Annotated in this window: 20 protein-coding genes; 7 read left to right on the top strand and 13 right to left on the bottom strand. The window is 71.6% G+C overall.

The window, feature by feature from the left end; all coding sequences use genetic code 11:
• Positions 1-168: 168 nt before the first annotated feature.
• Positions 169-2,727, top strand: a complete 2,559-nt coding sequence (locus tag ACIQMJ_RS03375; protein WP_499759391.1) for an ATP-dependent Clp protease ATP-binding subunit — start codon at positions 169-171, stop codon at positions 2,725-2,727.
• Positions 2,728-2,816: 89 nt separating this feature from the next.
• Here the strand turns inward: ACIQMJ_RS03375 and pcp are convergent, their stop codons facing one another.
• The gene (gene pcp, locus ACIQMJ_RS03370) at positions 2,817-3,449 is read right to left on the bottom strand and encodes a pyroglutamyl-peptidase I (protein WP_499759390.1); all 633 of its coding nucleotides are present in this window, start codon (positions 3,447-3,449) and stop codon (positions 2,817-2,819) included.
• A 27-nt stretch (positions 3,450-3,476) separates the two neighbouring features.
• Here pcp and ACIQMJ_RS03365 point away from each other — a divergent pair, with 27 nt between their 5' ends.
• On the top strand, positions 3,477-4,445 hold the full coding sequence (locus ACIQMJ_RS03365) for an endonuclease/exonuclease/phosphatase family protein (RefSeq protein ID WP_499760236.1): 969 nt from the start codon (positions 3,477-3,479) through the stop codon (positions 4,443-4,445).
• On the opposite strand, the gene ACIQMJ_RS03360 is transcribed toward ACIQMJ_RS03365, so the two are convergent.
• The 4 genes from ACIQMJ_RS03360 to ACIQMJ_RS03345 are packed head-to-tail and all read right to left on the bottom strand — an operon-like array spanning position 4,417 to position 7,653.
• A complete protein-coding gene (locus tag ACIQMJ_RS03360) occupies positions 4,417-5,214 on the bottom strand; it encodes an SIR2 family NAD-dependent protein deacylase (RefSeq protein WP_499759389.1) in 798 nt (265 codons plus the stop codon). The genes ACIQMJ_RS03365 and ACIQMJ_RS03360 overlap by 29 nt on opposite strands.
• A gap of 10 nt (positions 5,215-5,224) precedes the next feature.
• On the bottom strand, positions 5,225-5,533 hold the full coding sequence (locus tag ACIQMJ_RS03355; protein WP_396545478.1) for an antibiotic biosynthesis monooxygenase family protein: 309 nt from the start codon (positions 5,531-5,533) through the stop codon (positions 5,225-5,227).
• 9 nt (positions 5,534-5,542) lie between these two features.
• Positions 5,543-6,154 carry a CGNR zinc finger domain-containing protein gene (locus ACIQMJ_RS03350; RefSeq protein WP_499759388.1) on the bottom strand — a complete coding sequence of 204 codons (612 nt, stop codon included), beginning with the start codon at positions 6,152-6,154 and terminating at the stop codon, positions 5,543-5,545.
• A 17-nt stretch (positions 6,155-6,171) separates the two neighbouring features.
• A complete protein-coding gene (locus ACIQMJ_RS03345) occupies positions 6,172-7,653 on the bottom strand; it encodes a M1 family metallopeptidase (RefSeq protein WP_499759387.1) in 1,482 nt (493 codons plus the stop codon).
• Positions 7,654-7,670: 17 nt separating this feature from the next.
• On the opposite strand from ACIQMJ_RS03345, the gene ACIQMJ_RS03340 reads away from it, so the two are divergent.
• A complete protein-coding gene (locus ACIQMJ_RS03340) occupies positions 7,671-8,417 on the top strand; it encodes an alpha/beta fold hydrolase (protein ID WP_499759386.1) in 747 nt (248 codons plus the stop codon).
• On the opposite strand, the gene ACIQMJ_RS03335 is transcribed toward ACIQMJ_RS03340, so the two are convergent.
• The 3 genes from ACIQMJ_RS03335 to ACIQMJ_RS03325 are packed head-to-tail and all read right to left on the bottom strand — an operon-like array spanning position 8,366 to position 10,271.
• Complete coding sequence (locus ACIQMJ_RS03335; protein ID WP_499759385.1) at positions 8,366-8,863, bottom strand: 2'-5' RNA ligase family protein; 498 nt, start codon at positions 8,861-8,863, stop codon at positions 8,366-8,368. The genes ACIQMJ_RS03340 and ACIQMJ_RS03335 overlap by 52 nt on opposite strands.
• A gap of 3 nt (positions 8,864-8,866) precedes the next feature.
• The gene (locus ACIQMJ_RS03330) at positions 8,867-9,742 is read right to left on the bottom strand and encodes an iron-sulfur binding domain-containing protein (RefSeq protein ID WP_499759384.1); all 876 of its coding nucleotides are present in this window, start codon (positions 9,740-9,742) and stop codon (positions 8,867-8,869) included.
• 37 nt (positions 9,743-9,779) lie between these two features.
• Complete coding sequence (locus tag ACIQMJ_RS03325) at positions 9,780-10,271, bottom strand: beta-class carbonic anhydrase (RefSeq protein ID WP_499759383.1); 492 nt, start codon at positions 10,269-10,271, stop codon at positions 9,780-9,782.
• A 139-nt stretch (positions 10,272-10,410) separates the two neighbouring features.
• Here ACIQMJ_RS03325 and ACIQMJ_RS03320 point away from each other — a divergent pair, with 139 nt between their 5' ends.
• Positions 10,411-11,076: a hypothetical protein gene (locus ACIQMJ_RS03320; RefSeq protein ID WP_499759382.1), complete on the top strand. Its 666-nt coding sequence runs from the start codon at positions 10,411-10,413 to the stop codon at positions 11,074-11,076.
• A 3-nt stretch (positions 11,077-11,079) separates the two neighbouring features.
• On the opposite strand, the gene ACIQMJ_RS03315 is transcribed toward ACIQMJ_RS03320, so the two are convergent.
• The 3 genes from ACIQMJ_RS03315 to ACIQMJ_RS03305 all read right to left on the bottom strand — a co-directional run bounded on the left by ACIQMJ_RS03315 (position 11,080) and on the right by ACIQMJ_RS03305 (position 14,463).
• Positions 11,080-12,093 carry an LLM class flavin-dependent oxidoreductase gene (locus ACIQMJ_RS03315; RefSeq protein WP_499759381.1) on the bottom strand — a complete coding sequence of 338 codons (1,014 nt, stop codon included), beginning with the start codon at positions 12,091-12,093 and terminating at the stop codon, positions 11,080-11,082.
• Between the two features lie 109 nt (positions 12,094-12,202).
• A complete protein-coding gene (locus ACIQMJ_RS03310; protein WP_499759380.1) occupies positions 12,203-13,306 on the bottom strand; it encodes a LacI family DNA-binding transcriptional regulator in 1,104 nt (367 codons plus the stop codon).
• 107 nt (positions 13,307-13,413) lie between these two features.
• Entirely contained in the window at positions 13,414-14,463 is a 1,050-nt protein-coding gene (locus ACIQMJ_RS03305) for a LacI family DNA-binding transcriptional regulator (protein ID WP_499759379.1), read from the bottom strand.
• Between the two features lie 225 nt (positions 14,464-14,688).
• On the opposite strand from ACIQMJ_RS03305, the gene ACIQMJ_RS03300 reads away from it, so the two are divergent.
• From ACIQMJ_RS03300 to ACIQMJ_RS03290, 3 genes are all read left to right on the top strand, one after another.
• The gene (locus ACIQMJ_RS03300; RefSeq protein ID WP_499759378.1) at positions 14,689-15,945 is read left to right on the top strand and encodes an extracellular solute-binding protein; all 1,257 of its coding nucleotides are present in this window, start codon (positions 14,689-14,691) and stop codon (positions 15,943-15,945) included.
• A gap of 104 nt (positions 15,946-16,049) precedes the next feature.
• Positions 16,050-16,928: a carbohydrate ABC transporter permease gene (locus ACIQMJ_RS03295; protein ID WP_499760235.1), complete on the top strand. Its 879-nt coding sequence runs from the start codon at positions 16,050-16,052 to the stop codon at positions 16,926-16,928.
• Complete coding sequence (locus tag ACIQMJ_RS03290) at positions 16,928-17,821, top strand: sugar ABC transporter permease (RefSeq protein ID WP_499759377.1); 894 nt, start codon at positions 16,928-16,930, stop codon at positions 17,819-17,821. The genes ACIQMJ_RS03295 and ACIQMJ_RS03290 overlap by 1 nt, the downstream gene beginning before the upstream one ends.
• A gap of 39 nt (positions 17,822-17,860) precedes the next feature.
• Here ACIQMJ_RS03290 and ACIQMJ_RS03285 read toward each other — a convergent pair whose 3' ends face one another.
• Together ACIQMJ_RS03285 and ACIQMJ_RS03280 are read right to left on the bottom strand one after the other, a co-directional pair.
• A complete protein-coding gene (locus ACIQMJ_RS03285; RefSeq protein WP_499759376.1) occupies positions 17,861-18,262 on the bottom strand; it encodes a type II toxin-antitoxin system VapC family toxin in 402 nt (133 codons plus the stop codon).
• Positions 18,255-18,527, bottom strand: coding sequence for a PhdYeFM domain-containing protein (locus tag ACIQMJ_RS03280; RefSeq protein WP_499759375.1), 273 nt, complete (start codon positions 18,525-18,527; stop codon positions 18,255-18,257). Before ACIQMJ_RS03280 ends, ACIQMJ_RS03285 begins: the two co-directional genes overlap by 8 nt.
• Between the last annotated feature and the right edge of the window lie 164 nt (positions 18,528-18,691).

The raw sequence follows: 18,691 nt of genomic DNA, 5'->3' as shown, positions 1-18,691 counted from the left end.
TTGGTACCGATGTCAGAGATCCCCGAAGACGGCTGCCTGCGATCGGGAACTGAGAGTGTCGGGGCTGACGACTACAGTGGTCCCACGGTGCCGCGCTCTCCACGGTCAGCCAGACGGTCGGCCAGGGGTGAGCCCGAGGACCGCCGGCGCAGCAGTCAGGGAGTGCGAATGTTCGAAAGGTTCACCGACCGCGCGAGGCGGGTGGTTGTCCTGGCCCAGGAAGAGGCCAGGATGCTCAACCACAACTACATCGGCACCGAGCACATCCTCCTGGGGTTGATCCACGAGGGTGAAGGTGTCGCCGCCAAGGCGCTGGAGTCGTTGGGGATCGCGCTGGAGGGCGTCCGCCAGCAGGTCGAGGAGATCATCGGCCAGGGTCAGCAGGCCCCGTCCGGCCACATCCCCTTCACCCCGCGCGCCAAGAAGGTGCTGGAGCTGTCGCTGCGCGAGGCGCTGCAGCTCGGGCACAACTACATCGGCACGGAGCACATCCTGCTCGGCCTGATCCGCGAGGGCGAGGGCGTCGCCGCGCAGGTGCTGGTCAAGCTCGGCGCGGACCTCAACCGGGTGCGCCAGCAGGTCCTGCAGCTCCTGTCCGGCTACTCCGGCGGCAAGGAGCCCGCCGAGTCCGGCGGCCGCGGTGAGGGCACCCCGTCCTCGTCCCTGGTGCTCGACCAGTTCGGGCGCAACCTGACCGCCAGCGCGCGGGAGGGCAAGCTCGACCCGGTGATCGGGCGCACCAAGGAGATCGAGCGGGTCATGCAGGTGCTGTCCCGCCGCACCAAGAACAACCCGGTCCTGATCGGCGAGCCCGGCGTGGGCAAGACCGCCGTGGTCGAGGGCTTGGCCCAGATGGTGGTCAAGGGCGAGGTGCCCGAGACGCTGAAGGACAAGCAGCTCTACACGCTGGACCTGGGTTCGCTGGTCGCGGGCTCGCGCTACCGCGGTGACTTCGAAGAGCGCCTGAAGAAGGTGCTCAAGGAGATCCGCACGCGCGGCGACATCATCCTGTTCATCGACGAGATCCACACCCTGGTCGGCGCCGGCGCGGCCGAGGGCGCGATCGACGCCGCGTCGATCCTCAAGCCCATGCTGGCCCGCGGCGAGCTCCAGACCATCGGCGCGACCACGCTCGACGAGTACCGCAAGTACGTCGAGAAGGACCCCGCCCTGGAGCGCCGGTTCCAGCCGATCCAGGTCGGCGAGCCGTCGCTGGAGCACACGATCGAGATCCTCAAGGGTCTGCGGGACCGGTACGAGGCGCACCACCGCGTCTCGATCACCGACTCCGCGCTGGTCGCCGCGGCGACGCTGGCCGACCGGTACATCAACGACCGGTTCCTGCCGGACAAGGCGATCGACCTCATCGACGAGGCGGGCGCGCGGATGCGCATCCGCCGGATGACCGCGCCGCCGGACCTGCGCGAGTTCGACGAGAAGATCGCCGACGTGCGCCGGGACAAGGAGTCCGCGATCGACGCGCAGGACTTCGAGCGCGCCGCGAAGCTCCGCGACCAGGAGAAGACGCTGCTGGGCCAGAAGGCCGAGCGGGAGAAGCAGTGGAAGGACGGCGACCTCGACGTCGTCGCCGAGGTGGACGACGAGCAGATCGCCGAGGTGCTGGCGAACTGGACCGGCATCCCCGTGTTCAAGCTCACCGAGGAGGAGACCACGCGTCTGCTCCGCATGGAGGACGAGCTGCACAAGCGGATCATCGGCCAGGTCGACGCGGTCAAGGCCGTGTCGCAGGCGATCCGCCGCACGCGGGCCGGCCTGAAGGACCCGAAGCGGCCTTCCGGCTCGTTCATCTTCGCCGGCCCGTCCGGTGTCGGCAAGACCGAGCTGTCCAAGGCGCTGGCGAACTTCCTGTTCGGCGAGGACGACGCCCTGATCCAGATCGACATGGGCGAGTTCCACGACCGCTACACGGCGTCGCGCCTGTTCGGTGCCCCTCCCGGCTACGTCGGCTACGAAGAGGGCGGCCAGCTCACCGAGAAGGTGCGCCGCAAGCCGTTCTCCGTGGTGCTGTTCGACGAGATCGAGAAGGCCCACCAGGAGGTCTACAACACGCTGCTCCAGGTGCTGGAGGACGGCCGCCTGACCGACGGTCAGGGCCGGACGGTGGACTTCAAGAACACCGTCATCATCTTCACGTCCAACCTGGGCACGTCGGACATCAGCAAGGCCGTCGGCCTCGGCTTCACCTCGGGTCAGGACACCGCGTCCAACTACGAGCGCATGAAGAACAAGGTCAACGACGAGCTGAAGAAGCACTTCCGGCCCGAGTTCCTCAACCGCATCGACGACATCATCGTCTTCCACCAGCTCACGCAGGACGAGATCATCAAGATGGTGGACCTGATGATCGCCCGCGTCGAGACGCAGTTGAAGAACAAGGACATGGCGATCGAGCTCACCGATCGCGCGAAGAAGCTGCTGGCCAAGCGCGGGTTCGACCCCGTGCTGGGCGCCCGGCCGCTGCGTCGCACGATCCAGCGCGAGATCGAGGACCAGCTGTCGGAGAAGATCCTGTTCGGGGAGATCCAGCCCGGCCAGATCATCATCACCGACGTCGAGGGCTGGGACGGCGAGTCCGAGGCCGACGACAAGGCGCACTTCACCTTCCGCGGCGAGACCAAGCCGCTGCGGGTGCCGGACGCCCCGCCGGTCGACCTGGCCGCCTCCGGTGGCGACTCGGGCGGCGACTCGGACTCCGAGTCCGCCTGATGTGACCGACGTGGAACGCCCCCCGGGTTCGCCCGGGGGGCGTTCTCGCGTCAGGCCGTCGGTACCGGTGGCGTCAGCGCGCGGTGCCGTCAGTGCAGGGTGCCGGCGGTGACGTGCAGGTCGGTCGACGTCGTCAGGGCCGTGCGCACGATCAGCTCCAGCGCCCTGGCCGTGGTGGCGACGGGCAGGCTGGGGTGGCCGCCGGCCTCCGCCTGCGCGGGCGAGAACGGCACGTGCACGAACCCGCCGCGCACGTCCGGGTGCTCGGTCGCGATCAGGTGCATCAGGCCGTAGAACACGTGGTTGCAGACGAACGTGCCCGCCGTGTGGGACACGGACGCCGGGATGCCCTCGGCCTCCAGCGCGGCCACGCACGCCTTCACCGGCAGCCCGGTGAAGTACGCCGCCGGACCGCCCGGCACCACCGGCTCGTCGACGGGCTGCGCGCCCGCGTTGTCCGGGATGCGCGCGTCGTCCAGGTTCACCGCCACGCGCTCCGGCGTGACGCCGACCCGTCCGCCCGCCTGCCCCACGCACACCACCAGGTCGTAGCGGTGGGCGGCCAGCGAGTCCCGGACGGCGTCGACAGCCGCCCCGAACACGCACGGCAGGCGCAGCCGCGTCAGCCGGTAGCCGTCCGGTCGCACCGCGTCGACCGCGTCCCACGACGGGTTGGTGTCCTCGCCGGCGAACGGTTCGAAGCCGGTCAGCAAAACGTCCACTCGGGCAGACTAGATCGTGTGGTCGACATGGAGGAACGCCGCACCAGGCGCAAGGGGACGACGTTCCTGCTGGTAGTGGCGGCCGTCGCGTTCCTGCTCGCGGCGTTCACCCGGCTGCTCGGCATCGACGGCGGCCGGTACATGGTCGCCACCACCGCCCTCACGCCCTACTTCACCGCCGCCGGGGTGCTGCTGGGCGGGCTGGCGCTGCTGCTGCGGCGCTGGGCGGTCGGCACGGTCACGCTGCTGGTCGCCGTGGTGCTGGTGGCGGCGGTCGCGCCGCGGGCGTTCCCCGACTCGCGGCCGGTCGGCGTGGGCCGGGAGGTGACCGTGATGGCGGCCAACCTGCTGGTCGGCAAGGCGGAGGCGGAGGCGGTCGTGGCGGTGGTTCGGGCGCACCGCGTGGACGTGCTCACGGTGCAGGAGCTGACGCCGGAGATGGTGCGCGACTTCGAGCGCGCGGGCCTGGACGACGTGCTGCCCCACCGGCACTTCCTGGACGAGCCGGGCGGCTCGGGGTCCGGCATCGCGTCCCGCTACCCGCTGGCCCCGCGCACGCTCACGCCGCCGAGCACGCTGCGCCAGGCGGGCGCGCTGGTCGACCTGCCCGGCGCGGAGGACCTGGAGGTGCTGTCGGTGCACCCGCTGCCGCCGGTGGTGCACGCCGGGCCGGAGAGCTGGCAGCGCGACATGGCGGGCCTGCCCCGGAGGGCGCTGGACGGGCCGGTGCGGGTGCTCGCGGGCGACTTCAACGCCACCCTGGACCACGTCGGCATGCGCCGGCTGCTCAACACCGGTTACGTGGACGCGGCCGACCAGGTCGGCGCGGGCCTGCACGCGACCTGGCCGGCCGGCGGAGCGCTGTGGCCGCCGCCGGTGGCCATCGACCACGTGCTGGTGGACGACCGGTGCCCGGTGGAGGAGTTCACCGCGGTCGACATCCCCGGCTCGGACCACCGGGCGGTGGTCAGCCGATTCGTCGTGCCAGCCCGGTGAGCGCCTCCAGCGCGCCCAGCGGCAACGACACCCCGCGCCCGTGCCGCACCTCCGGCTCGCGCGGGTTGATCCTGATCAGCGCCCCGGACGCGGCGCTGGCCAGCTCCGCCTGACGCCGCACGGTCGGCACCGCCTGACCGGCGCCGATCTCCAGCACGACCAGGTCGCGGTGGCCCCGCCGCCACTGGGCCACCGCGTCCAGCGCCTTCTGCGACGGCCCGCCGATCCACGACCAGTCGCCGAACATGAGGATGTTCGGCCGCGCGAGCCCGCCGCAGTTGCGGCACGACGGCAACGGCCCGACCGCGCGCATCGACTCCGGGTCCACGTCCACCACGACGTCGTCGGCGGGCCACACGTCGTCCGTGCAGGGCTCCACGCACTGGAGGTGGTGGATCGACCCGTGCACCTCGGCCACGTCCGCGAACCCGGCCCGCTGGAACTGGCCGTCCACGTTCGACGTGAACACCCGCGCGCCCCACTCCCGCAGCACGCGGAACCCGTCGTGCGGAGTGGTGCGCCGGTACAGGTCGAGCCGGTGCCCGTAGAAGCCCCACGCGAGCGCCGGGTCCGCCACGAAGTGCACGGGGTCGGCCAGCTCCTCGAACCGCAGCCCCAGCCGCTCGTAGGGCGGGTAAGCCTGCCAGAAGCCGGTGGCGCCGCGGAAGTCGGGCAGGCCCGAGTCGACGCCCATGCCCGCGCCCGCGCACACCAGCACCGCGTCGGCGGAGGAGATCAGCTCCGCCGCGCGGTCGAGCGCCTCGTCCACTCCTACGCGGTCACTTCTTCGGGGCCGAGCTGAGCACGACCTCGAACTCCAGCAGGTCCGACCCGGTGCCGACGGGCTTGGCCCGCTCGCCCGAGTGGGCCTCCTTGGCCCGCCCGCCCATCCAGTTGCGGAAGTCCTCCTCGGTCTCCCACTGCGTCACCACGAAGTACCGGTCGTCGCCCTTGACCGGCCGCAGGAGCTGGAAGCCGAGGAAGCCGGGTTCGGAGTCGACCGCGCCGAGCCGCGCGGCGAACCGCTTCTCCAGCTCGGGGCCGGAGCCGTCGGGCACGTGGATCGCGTTGATCTTCACAACCGCCATGCCCCGACGTTACTGCGCCTCGGCGGGTTCCGTCTCGTGGCGGGCCCGGTGCGCGCGGACCTTGTGGCGGTTGCCGCACCGCTCCATCGAGCACCAGCGGCGGTTGCCGGACCGGGAGGTGTCCACGAACAGCAGGCCGCAGTTCGACGCCGAGCACTCGCGCACGCCGCCCCGGGCCACCAGCTCGACCGCGTCCCGCGCCGCCGCGCCGAGCACCTGCGTGCCGGTGATGGGCTTGGCCCAGGTCAGCTCGCGCGTCACGGGGTCGACGACCGGGCGCGGTGTCTCGGCGGTGGCCGCGTTGAGCACGTCGAGGTCGGCCCGCGGCAGGTCGGCGCCGTGCGCCATCGCCCGCGCCACCCGCCAGAACGCGTCCCGCAGCTCCTTCACCGCGTGCAGCTCGGCTTCGGTGACCCGCACGTCGGCCGCGGTGAACGAGCCGGTCGTGGCCAGGCGCGAGTCGACCAGCCACGCCGCCAGGTCGTCCGGCGCGTGCAGGGCCTCGAACACCCGCAGCTCGCCGGGGCCGCCGCTGACCAGCAGCTCCATCGCGAAGCTGCCGGGGTCGAAGCGGAAGCTCTGCCCGTCCGGGCGGGTCAGCGTCCTGGTCCACGTCGCCACGTAACCACTCTAACCAGTTACCGACGCAGGGGACCGGGGTAGAGGAACTCGTCGGCGGGCACCTCGTCGCCGCGGAACCAGGCGCCGAAGAACGCGTCGAGGTCCTGCCCCGACACCCGCTCCACGTGCGCCTCGAACTCCGGCCACGACGCGTTGCCGTCGCGGTGCGCGGCCGTCCACTCCTTCACCAGGCGGTCGAACGCGGGGTCCCCGACCTGGCGGCGCAGCGCGTGCAGCGCGAGCTGGCCCTTGTCGTAGACGCCCCGGAACTCGTTGCCCCGGCCCATGTCGTAGAGCTTGCGGTTCCAGTACGTCTCCCGGTCGCCGACCCGCTCGACCTCGGCGCGGTACCGCTGGTCCAGGTCGACGCCGTCCTTCGCCTCGGCCCACAGCCACTGGGCGTAGGAGGCGAAGCACTCGTTCAGGCAGATGTCGGCCCAGTTCTCCAGGCTCACCGAGTCGCCGAACCACTGGTGGGCGTTCTCGTGCACGACGGTGTCCAGGTCGGCCCAGCCCGCGTAGATCGGCCGGGTCTGGGTCTCCAGCGAGAACCCGATGTCGTCGGCGAGGAAGATCCCGCCCGCCGAGGAGAACGGGTACGGCCCGAACTTCTCCGCCAGGAACCCGAGCACCTCGGGCAGCCGCTCCTGGTGCTGCCTGCCGTTCTCCGCGCCCGGCGCGTAGGCGTTCACCACCGGCGTGCCGTCGGGCAGCGCGGACCGCTCGACGGTCCACCTGTCGATCGCGATCGTGGTCAGGTAGGTGGCCATCGGCTGGTCGGCGACCCAGCGGAACGACGTCCAGCCGTCGGCGGCGGTGGTGGCGCCCGCCTCGACGCCGTTGGAGATCACCGACCAGCCCTCGGGCACGCGGGCGGTCAGGGCGAACGTCGCCTTGTCGCGCGGGGTGTCGTTGGCCGGGAACCACGTGGTCGCCGAGTGGGGCTCGCCCGCCGCGAACGCGCCGCCGCCGACCGACACCTGCCAGCCGCTGCGCCCCAGGGCCCGGTCCTCGAACAAGGTCGGCTCGCCGCCGTACCGGACGGTGGTGGTGAACTCCTCGCCGGCGGCCAGGGGGGTCGCGGGCGTGACGACCAGCTCGTGGTCGCCCTCCTGGCGGTGCTCCGCCGCCTGCTCGCGCACGTCGACGCCGGTCACCTCCAGGGCGTACAGGTCGAGGTTGAACCGGGTCAGGTCGGCGGTCGCCCTGGCGGTGATCTTCGCGACCCCGTCGAGCCGCTTGGTCGCCGGGTCGTAGCTGACCGACACGTCGTAGCCGCCGACGTCGTAGCCGGTGTTGCCGTCCTGCGGGTAGTAGGCGTCACCCGCGCCGTCGCCACCCTCGGCGTCCACCACCGCGGGAGTGGTGGTGGTGGTGGTTTGCGCGGCGCTCGGCGCGCCGTCCTCGTCCCGGGGCAGCTTCGCCACCACGATCCCGGCCACCACCAGCACCACGACGACGACGATCAGGTACGGGCGCGCCTTGGGACTGATGGCCATGCCGACATGATGCACGTATGAGCGTTGCGGAGTTCGGTGGATCGGGGCAGGGCATCCTGCTGCTCCACGGCCTGATGAGCCGGGCCGGCACGTGGTGGACGGTGGCGCAGTGGCTCAAGCCGTACGGGCGGGTGGTGGCGCCGGACGCGCGCGGGCACGGCCGCAACCCGGTGCGCGGGCCGTTCCGGACGGAGGACTTCGTCGCCGACGCGGCCGAGGTCATCGAGCGGTTCGACCTCGCGCCCGCCGTGGTGATCGGGCACTCGATGGGCGGGCTGCACGCGTGGGCGCTCGCCGCGACCCGGCCCGACCTGGTGCGGGCGGTGGTCGCCGAGGACGTGGTGCCGGACAACCGGGGCCGCACGGTCGACGAGTGGAAGTGGTACTTCGACGCGTGGCCGCCCGCGTTCGAGTCGTTGGCGCACGTGCGGACGGTCGTGGACGTGCCGCGGGTGGAGGAGATGTTCGAGGAGCGCGAGGACGGCTGGCACCTCATCGCGCACCTGCCCGACCTGTACGAGATCGCCTCGGAGTGGGGTGAGCGGGACTACTGGGACCACGTGGACGCGATCCGGTGCCCGATGCTGGTGGTCGAGGCCGGGCTGGGCGGGCTGCGGGCCGGGCAGATGGCCGAGGTGGCACGCCGGACCGGGGCGACGCACCTGGTGGTGCCGGAGTCCGGGCACGTCGTGCACGACGAGGCTCCGGAGGTCTACCGGGGCGCGGTGGAGGCGTTCCTGAGCGGGTCGATCGACCCGGTCTGAGTGTCCACGATCGCCATCTCGCGGGTCTTCGCGCGGATCGGCGTGATCGGGTGCAGCTCGGCGAACGCCGCCGTCACCTCGGCGTCCTCGCCGGTGAGCAGCGGGCAGTGCGGCACCCAGTTGCCGGGCAGGTGCCGGCCGTGCGGGTGCTTCACCCGGCCCGCGAGCACGTCGTGCACGGCCGAGTGCACGGCCAGCAGCTCGGCGTCCACGACCGCGCCGAGCTGGAGGGCGTTCTCGGTGGCGCTGAGCGTGTGCAGCCAGACGTCGGGCAGCCACAGCCGGGACAGGTCCTCGCGCAGCTCGGCCCGCACCTTCGGGCCGATCGCGCCCGCCGCCGCGTAGGTCAGGTGGGGCGGCAGCTCGGACCTCGCGCCGATCCGCCGCCACAGCGCCCGCACGGCGTTCTCGGCCTCGGTGTCGAAGAAGACCACCAGGGCGTGCACGGGTCAGTGCTCCCCGGGCAGCGCGAACAGGCCCTCCCGGGTCTGCTCGACCAGGCCGTCCACGAGCAGCGCGTGCAGGCAGCGGTCCCGCTGGCCCGCGTCCGACCAGACCACGTCCAGGCGCGCCTTCGCGACCGGTTCGCTGGTGCCGCGCAGCACGTCCAGCAGCAGGCCGCGCACCTGCCGGTCGGTGCCCGCGAACTTCTGCACCGCCTTGGCCGGGCCGTCGTACGCGGGACGGCCGTTGAGCTGCCACGCGCACCCGTCGAACACCGGGCAGTCGGCGCACTTGGGCGCGCGGGCGGTGCAGACGAGAGCGCCCAGCTCCATGAGCGCGGCCGAGTAGGCGGCGGCGCGCCCGTCCTCCTCCGGCAGGAGCGCTTCGACGTCCTTCATGTCCTTGGTGGTGGACGGCGGGCCCGCGTCACCCGCGCCGTGCACGGCCCGCGCCACGACCCGGCGGACGTTCGTGTCGACCACCGGGCACCGCTGCCCGTACGCGAACGCCGCCACCGCCCGCGCGGTGTACGCGCCGATGCCGGGCAGGGCGAGCAGGGTGTCCACGTCGCTCGGGACGACGTCGTCGTGGTGCTCGGCGACGGCCTGCGCGGCGGCGTGCAGCCGGAGGGCGCGACGGGGGTAGCCGAGCTTGCCCCAGGCCCGCAGCACCTCGCCCTGACTCGCCCTGGCCATCGCCGACGGGGTCGGCCACCGGGCCAGCCACTCGTGCCAGATCGGCTCGACCCGGGCCACCGGGGTCTGCTGCAGCATGATCTCGCTGACCAGCACGCCCCAGGCCGTGCACTCCGGCCGTCGCCAGGGCAGGTCGCGGGCGGTGTCGGCGAACCAGTCGAGGAGGAGCTCGGCGTCCAGGCTCATAGCGCCGCACAGTCTCCCAGACCGGTTCGCCGACCGGTCACACGACTTCGGTCAGCTGGCCCGTGTGCACGTCGTAGACGAAGCCGCGCACGTTGTCGCGGTGCAGCAGGTAGGGGCTGTGCCGGACCCGGTTCACCGAGCCGCGGACGCTGTCCTTCACCTCGCGGAACGCCTCCACCGACCACGGCGGGCGCATCCCGGAGGCCGCCTCCAGCTCGTCCTTGAACTCGTCCTCGGTGACCAGCTGCAAGCCGCAGTTCGTGTGGTGCACCAGCAACACCTCGCGGGTGCCGAGCTTGCGCTGGCTCAGCGCCAGGGAGCGGATCATGTCGTCGGTCACCACGCCGCCCGCGTTGCGCAGCACGTGCGCCTCACCCTGCTTGAGACCGAAGATCTCGAACACCCGGATGCGGGAGTCCATGCAGGTCAGGATCGTCACCTGCATCGAGGGCTTCGGCGAGGATCGGTCGCCGGGGACGATGTCGCCCAGTTCGGCGTTGCGGCGGAGCAGCTCGTCGATCGCGGTCATCGCACACCTCCGTTGTTCTCCCGGATTGGAACCCGCCTCCCGGATGGCGGGCAAGTGAATCGGGCGCACCTCACGTTCACCACATCGGGCGATCGGGACCTACCCGGGAATTCCACGTGACCCGGCTACCTTCGACCGCGTGACCGAGCCCACAGGCCCGCACCCGCGGTCGGTGTACCGGCGGCGTCGCGCGTTCGCCGTCGCCGGGTCCTTGGTCGCGCTGGTCGGCGTCGTGTGGCTGGTCGGCGCGCTGGTCGGCCGGGGTGACCCGGCGCCCGCGGTGGCGCGGCCCCCGTCCAGCCCGCCGGAGCCGGAGGCGACACCGGTGGTCGCGTCGTCGTCCTCGACCACCCCGCCGCCGCCCGCCCCGACCCCGGCCGCGACGCCGTCCCCGACCCTGCCCCCGGGCCCGCCGCCGCCGTGCGACGACGCCCAGGTGGCCGTGGCGGCGGAGGTGGACAAGCCGTCGACCCCGGCCGGCCAACCGGTCCGGTTCACCATCGTCGTGTCCAACACCGGGCCGCTGCCGTGCGCCAAGGAGATCGGGCGCAAGGTGCGGGAGCTGGTGGTGACGAGCGCGGACGGCGCGACCCGGCTGTGGTCGAGCAACGACTGCTTCGCCACCGACGGCTCGGAGGTGCGCGTGGTGCAGCCGGGCGAGCGGTTCACCTACGGCGTGCAGTGGCCGGGCACCACCTCGGAACCGGGCTGCCGCAAGAGCTCTCGGCTCGGCGCGGGCGACTACCTGCTGACGGCGGTCGTCGCGGGCAAGGCGGGCAACCCGGTGATCTTCCGCGTGACGTGATGCCTACGGCGTCCAGCCGAGCGCGGGACCGAGGACGGTGGCGATGTCGGTGAGGATCTGCTCGTAGTCGGCGTGCTCGAAGGCGAACGGCAGGGCGAACGCCACCTCGTCGACCTCCCGGAACGCGGCGTGGGCGTGGAGGCGTTCGGCGATCTGCGCGGACGTGCCCACGAAGTCGGGGGAGAACAGCAACCCGGCCGGACCCTGCGGCGTGGCCGTGCGGGGCAGGCGCGCCGCCGCGTAGTCGTGGTACTTCGCGCGTTGTGCGGCGGACGCCGAGTCGGTCGGGATGACGACGAGGCCCTGCGAGACGCGGGCCCGCTCGCCGTCGGGGTGGGCGGCGCGGAAGGCGCGGACGTGGTCGCGCTGGATGTCGGCGAACCCGGTGCGGCCCTCGGCCTTGACGACGCTGCTGACGAGCAGGTTCAGCCCGTGCTCGCCGGCCCAGCGGGCGGAGGCGAAGCTGCCGCCGCCGTACCACAGGCGGTCGGCGAGGCCGGGTGAGTGCGGCTGGACGCGGTCGGAGAACACCTCGATCCCCTCCGTGCCGCGGAAGTCGGTGACGGGCTCGCCGCGCACGTGGGCGAGCAACCGTGCCAGGCGCCGGTAGCCGAAGTCCTCGGCGTCCGCCGTGTCGGGGTAGAGCGCTTCCCGGACCCGGTCGAACCGCATCGGCGGCCCGACGCTCACCCCGGGGTTGAGCCGTCCGCCGGACAGCACGTCCACCGTGGCCAGGTCCTCGGCCAGGCGCAGCGGGTTCTCCCAGCCGAGCGGGATGACGGCGGTCCCGAGCTCGATGCGGCGGGTCCGCTGCGAGGCCGCGGCGAGCACGGCGACGGGCGAGGAGATGCCGAACTGGAGGTGCCGGTGCCGCACCCAGGCGCTGTCGAACCCGAGCCGCTCACCGAGCTCGATCACCTGCAACGTCGACTCGTGCCCGCGTCCCGGGTCGGTCTCGTCGAACGTCCCGATGGTCAGGAAACCCAACTTGCGCAACGGTTTTGAAGGTGGCGGCACCTCTCGATTGTCGCGCCTCGACGCGGCCGGTCCACCTGGTGGAACGACAGCAGGGGCCCCCTTGCGGGGACCCCTGCGGAGTGTTCGGGAAGGCGTCAGGCCGGGCGGGTCACGGGCCGAACCAGCGTTCCTCGGCCGTGCCGCGCGGCGGGGCGGCGGTGGTGCCCTGGACCAGTTCGGTGGACAGCGTGACGGCCCGGGGGCGGGTGCGCTCGGCCGAGTCGAGGAGCAGCTTGCCCGCCGCGCGGCCCTTCTCCAGGACCGGCTGGCGCACCGTCGTCAGGCCCGCCTGCTCCGCCTCGCGGATGCCGTCGAAGCCGGTGACGGTGATGTCCGCGGGCACCCGCAGGCCGCGCCGCTGGAGCTCCGCCATGGCGCCGAGGGCCAGTATGTCCGACGTGCAGATCAGCGCGGTGATCTGCGGGTCGCGCTCCAGCACCTGCGCCGCCGCCGACGCGCCCGACGCCATGGTGTGGTCGAACCGCTCGGCCACCGGCACGGTCGCCCAGTCCACGCCGACCGACGCGAACGCCTGCGCGAGCCCCGCCAACCGGGCCCGCTGCACGTGGAAGTGCGCCGCCTGCTGGCGTTCCGGCGTCACGAAGTCGTCGTTGCGGTCGCGGGCCAGCCGCATGCACACCACGCCGACCCGCCGGTGCCCCAGCGAGATCAGGTGCTGCGCCAGCGCGTGCATGGCCGCCTGGTCGTCGATGCCGACGCGGTCGACGTTGCCGAGGTCGGGCTGGTCGCACACGACGGTCGGCACGGGCCGCTCCAGCACGGCCGCCAGGTGCGGGTCGTCGTCGGGCACGGAGTACACGACGAAACCGTCCACCCCGGCCCGGTGCACGGCCGCCACGTCCTCGCGCTCGGGGTTCGCCGGGACGAGCAGCAGCCCGGTCCCGGCGTCCTCGCAGGCGAGCGCCAACCCCTCCAGGAACCCGATCGCCGCCGGGTCGCGGAACGCGTAGGACAGGTTCTCGGTGAGCAGCAGGCCCACCGCACCGGCCTTCCTGGTCCGCAGTGAACGGGCCACCGGGTCGGGCCCCGGGTACCCGAGTCGTCTCGCTGTCTCCAACACCCGGCGTCGCAGCTCTGGCGAGAGCTGGTCGGGACGGTTGTACGCGTTGGACACCGTTGTCCGGGAAACACCCAGCTCCGCCGCCAGTGAGGCGAGCGTCGCGGGGCGTCGCACATGCATCGACCGCGCCATGAAGTGACCGTAACGGTTCAGAACCAATTACAGAAGTGGGGGTGACCGGCGTCCCTCCAAATTGTCATCAGTGCAGATGGCGGGTGGTTACCTCAGAGTACAGTGGTCTAAACCAATGGGGGTGCGGCGGACGACTCGCGCACCACCAGGCGCGGCCGGAAAACGCGCGTGTAATTGCCCGCCGGACGCCTGCGCCGATCGGGGTCGAGCCGGTGCACCAACTCGTCCACCGCCGCCGACGCCATCTCCTCGATCGGCTGCGCGAGCGTGGTCAACGACGGCGAGCAGTACGACGCCAGCGGGATGTCGTCGAACCCCACCACGGACAGGTCGCGCGGCACGGTCAGCCCGCGCCGGTGCGCCTCCCGCAGCACGCCGATCGCCATGTGGTCGGACGAGCAGATCACCGCCGTCGGCCGCACGCTGTCCAGCAGCGACGACACCGCCTCCGCGCCGCCCTCCGGCCCGAACGGCCCGTGCGCCACGTAGTCCGACGTCGCCGGCAGCCCGTCCTCCTCCAGCGCCGCCGCCCACCCGGCCCGCTTGAGCCGTGACGGCAACGACCGCGCCGGTCCCGACACGAACCCGATCCGCCGGTGCCCGAGCTCCACCAGGTGCCTGGTCGCCGCATAGCCCGCGTGCTGCTCGTCCACCGTCACGTCCGGCACGTCCAACGACGGCGTGGCCCCGTTGAGGAACACCATGTGCACGCCGTCGGCCAGCAGCTTCGCGTAGTACGACGGCCGCGGCGCCTGGCCGAGCGGCACCTCGACGTTGGTGATCTCCGGCGACACGAACACCATGCCCTCGACGCCGCGCGCGAGGAGCATCCGCACGTACTCCTCCTCGCCCATCGCGCCCGCGCCGGTGGCCCGCGTGTTGCACAGCAGCGACGAGTACCCCAGCCGCGCGGCCCGCACCTCCAGCGCCTCGGCGAACGCCGGGAACACCGGGTTCGACAGCTCCGGCACGAGCAGCCCGATCACCCCGGTCCGCTGCAACGCGCCCAACCCGCGTGGCGTGTAAGGCATTTCCGCAAGCACCGCGAGCACGCGCTGGCGCGTCTCGTCGTTCACGCCCGCCCGGCGGTTGAGCACCCGGCTGACCGTGGAGATGCTCACCCCGGCTGCCCTGGCGATCTCGGACAGACCGGACACCCTGCCTCCTCGCTGACTCGCTGGTGACGTGCAGCCTGCCGCCAGCGGCAAATTTTTGCAACGCCCACCTTGGTTTCCGCCGACCAGGCAGGGCCGTTACGGCTTGGTTACGTGCAGCCCCTTGACCCGGACCTGGTCGGCGGGTTGAAATCCGCGTCAACAATTTCGCAAGTTCTTGCAAGAGCCTTCATCACGGTGGAGGCCGCAGGAGGGACGACAGCAACGATGCGACGTACCACCCTCGTGACCGCAGTGGCGGCCGCCTCCGCCCTCGTCCTCACCGCGTGCGGTGGTGGCGGCGGCGGATCGGCGTCCGGCGACTCCGGCGAGATCACCTTCTGGGACACCAGCGGCCCGAACGAGAGCCCGGTGTTCACCGCGATCGCGCAGGAGTGCGCGACCAAGGGCGGCTACAAGGTCAAGACCGAGACGGTCGCGTTCGACCAGGCGCTCAACAACTACAAGACCGCCGCGCAGGGCGGTCAGGGCCCGGACGTCTTCCGCGCCGAGGTCGCGTGGGTGTCGCAGCTGGCCAAGCTCGGCTACGTCGAGGACCTGGCCGGCACCGAGCTGGCGAACGACACGTCCGACTTCCTGGAGACCCCGCTGGGCTCCACCAAGTACGACGGCAAGACCTACGGCGTGCCACAGGTCACCGACTCGCTGGCGCTGTTCTACAACAAGAAGCTGCTGGCCGACGCCGGCGTCGAACCGCCGAAGACCTGGGACGAGGTCAAGGCCGCCGCGGCCAAGCTCGGCGGCGAGAAGACGATCTTCATCAACAACGACGCCTACTACGCGCTGCCGTTCATCTACGGCGAGGGCGGCGACCTGGTCGACGCCGACGCGAAGAAGATCGTGGTCAACTCCGCGGACAACGTGAAGGCGCTGGAGACCGCCAAGGGCCTGCTCGACGCCAAGGCCGCGTCCACCGCGCTCGACCCGGCGAACTCCTACAACAACATGCAGGCCGCGTTCACCTCCGGCGAGGTCGCCATGGTGATCAACGGCCCGTGGTCGGTCGCCGACTACCTCAAGGGCGCCGCGTTCACCGACGCCGCCAACCTGGGCATCGCGCCCGTGCCCGGCGCCACCGCGGGCAAGGGCTCCGCGCCGGTCGGCGGCCACGACTACGTGATCCGCAAGGCCACCAAGGCCAAGGACTCGTCGGTCAAGTTCATCGCCTGCATGAGCAGCACCGAGTCGCAGGCGCGCATCGCCAAGGAACTGGGCGTGCTGCCCACCCGCAAGTCGGCCTACGACAACGCCGACGTGAAGGCCAACGCGGTCGTGTCCGCGTTCGAGCCGGTCGTCACCTCCGCCCACCCGCGCGCGTGGATCCCCGAGGGCGGCCAGCTGTTCGACCCGCTGAAGATCGCCTACGCCGACGTGCTGGCCGGCAAGAAGGACGCCAAGACGGCGCTCGACGAGGTCGCGAAGGACTACAAGGACAAGGTCGTCCCCGAGTACACCGTCGGCTGACCATCCCCCTCGACGCCCGGCCCGCACGTGGGCCGGGCGCCGCGGGGCAGCGAAGGGAGACTTCGGTGCGCAGGTTCCTGGACCGGCACTGGTACGCGTACGCGATGGTGCTGCCGGTCGTGGTGGTCATCGCGGTGTTGGTGCTGTTCCCGCTCGCCCAGGGCGTGTTCTTCACCTTCACCGACATCAACGAGGGCAACATCGCCAACCCGATCCTCGACCGACCGGCGACCTACGTCTCCGTTGGCCTGGACAACTACCTGAACGTCCTGTCCGGCGACGCGAGCTACGGCGCGTTCTGGGGCACGCTGGTCCGCACGCTGGTCTGGACGTTCGGCTGCGTGTTCTTCCACTACACGATCGGCCTGGGCCTCGCGCTGCTGCTCAACCGGGAGGTGCGCGGCCGGGCGGTGTACCGGGTGCTGCTGATCCTGCCGTGGGCCGTGCCCGCGTTCATCAGCGCGTTCGCGTGGAAGTACATGTTCAACGCGCAGTACGGGATCATCAACCAGGCCCTGCGCTTCCTCGGCCTGCCCGACCCGGTGTGGCTCGGCCAGTCCGACTGGGCGCTGGTCGCGGTGATCATCGTCAACGTGTGGCTCGGCGTGCCGTTCATGATGGTGGCGCTGCTGGGCGGGTTGCAGTCGATCCCCGGTGACCTCTACGAGGCCGCCGAGGTGGACGGCGCGACCGCGTGGCAGCGGTTCCGCAACGTGACGCTGCCCGGCCTGCGGTCGGTGTCCAGCACCGTGGTGCTGCTGGGCATCATCTGGACGTTCAACATGTTCGCGATCATCTACCTGATCACCGGGCCGAACCCGAACACCCGCATCCTGGTGACCTACGCGTTCGAGCGGTTCTTCTCCAGCGCGTCCCGCGACTTCGCGGTGGCGTCGACCTACGGCGTGCTGATCCTGTCCGTGCTGCTCGTGTTCGCGGGCGTGTACCGGCGGGCGCTGCGCAAGCAAGGCGAGGTGTGGTGATGACGGTCGAAGCCGCGTCGGTGAAGGCGGTCCCGCGGGCGCGGGCGCTCAAGCGCGCGCAGCGGTCGCCCCTGGCCAGCGCCGGTCTGCACGCCGCGCTCGTGGTGGCGTCGCTGATCGCGGTGTTCCCGGTGTTCTGGGTGCTGGTGACGTCGTTCAAGCCGGACGCCAAGGCCGTGGAGACCACGCCGAAGCTGTTCAACGACTCCAGCCTGGACAACTACGGGCGCATCCTGACGGGGGAGAAGGGCGACTTCCTCGCGTGGTTCGGCAACTCGGTGCTGATCGCGCTGCTGACCACGGTGCTGGCGGTGTTCCTGTCGGCGACGACGGGCTACGCGGCGTCGCGGTTCCGGTTCCCGGGCAAGCGGTCGCTGATGCTGTCGTTCCTGGTCGTGCAGATGTTCCCGTTCGCGGTGCTGATCGTGCCGCTGTACAACATCTTGCTGGCGCTGGGGTTGCAGGGCACGTCGCTGGGCCTGGTGCTGGTGTACTGCACGACCGCGGTGCCGTTCTGCACGTACATGCTGAAGGGCTACTTCGACACCATCCCCACCGACATCGACGAGGCGGGCCGGGTGGACGGCCTGTCGCCGTTCGGCGTGTTCTGGCGGCTGGTGCTGCCCCTGGCCCGGCCGGGGCTGGCCGTGACGGCGTTCTACGCGTTCCTGACGGCGTGGGGCGAGGTGGCGTTCGCGTCGGCGTTCCTGTCGGCGGCGGACGAGTCGAAGACCCTGGCCGTGGGCCTGCAGGTGTTCGTCCAGCAGAACCGGACCGAGTGGGGCCACCTGGCTGCCGCCTCGATCCTGGTCGCGATCCCCGCGATCGTGGTGTTCTACCTGGTGCAGCGGTTCCTGGTGACCGGTCTGTCGTCGGGCGCGGTCAAGGGCTGATGTCGACGGGGGCCTCCACCTCGCCGCGGAGGCCCCCGGTCACACCTCGACGACCTCGACCAACTGCTCCAGGCCGACGAAGTCCTTAGGGTTGCGGGTGTAGAGCGGCAGGTCGTGGCACGACGCGATGGCCGCGATCATCAGGTCCAACTTGCGCGACCGCGGATCACGCCCGGCCGCGAGCGTCAGCGCGACGAGGCTGCCGTAACGCGCGGACGCGCGGTAGTCGAAGGGCAGGGGGTCGAAGTCCACGATCGCGGCGGCCACGTGCGCGGTCCGGGTCGCGCGGGTCGTCGCGTCCCTCGCGGCCACCACGCCGTGGTACAGCTCGGCCAGCGTGATCGTGGTCAGCCCGGGATCGTCCGGCAGGACCCCGGGGTGCAAGGAGTCGAGGTCGATGTACGCGGACGTGTCCAGGACGCCGGAATGGCGGTCAGCCACGGTTGCGCTCCCACGGGTCCGCATCGACGCGATCGACGCCGGACGTGTCGTCGATGTCCGCGCGCAACTCCGCGTAGTCGACGTGCGGCAGGCGCTTGTGCAGCTCGATGAGCTCCTTCGTGGTCCACGGCCGCCCGTCCGCCGGAGGGCGGAGCTCGATGACCTCACCGTCGCGATCGGTGATGCGGAGCGCCGCGCCGGCTTCGAGTGCTTCCAGCGCTTGTGCGGGGTTCCGGTCGAACTCCCGTTGATCGATGACCTTCATGGCGGAGAGGTTAGGGAGTCGACGCGTCGACCGCCAGCCGCAATACCGCTGGTCAAAGGCTTGGTCCGGTCGCCTCGACCGGGTGATCGCCGCCCCGCTGGACCCGGTGGGCGGCGGGCATCGGCATGGTCTTCGGGACGCTCGCGGACCCCGGCCGGTCCTGA

This window comes from Actinosynnema sp. NPDC091369 (assembly GCF_044757065.1).
GTDB lineage: Bacteria > Actinomycetota > Actinomycetes > Mycobacteriales > Pseudonocardiaceae > Actinosynnema.
Note: the sequence above shows the minus strand (reverse complement) of the source record. Positions and strands in the feature narration are given on the sequence as shown.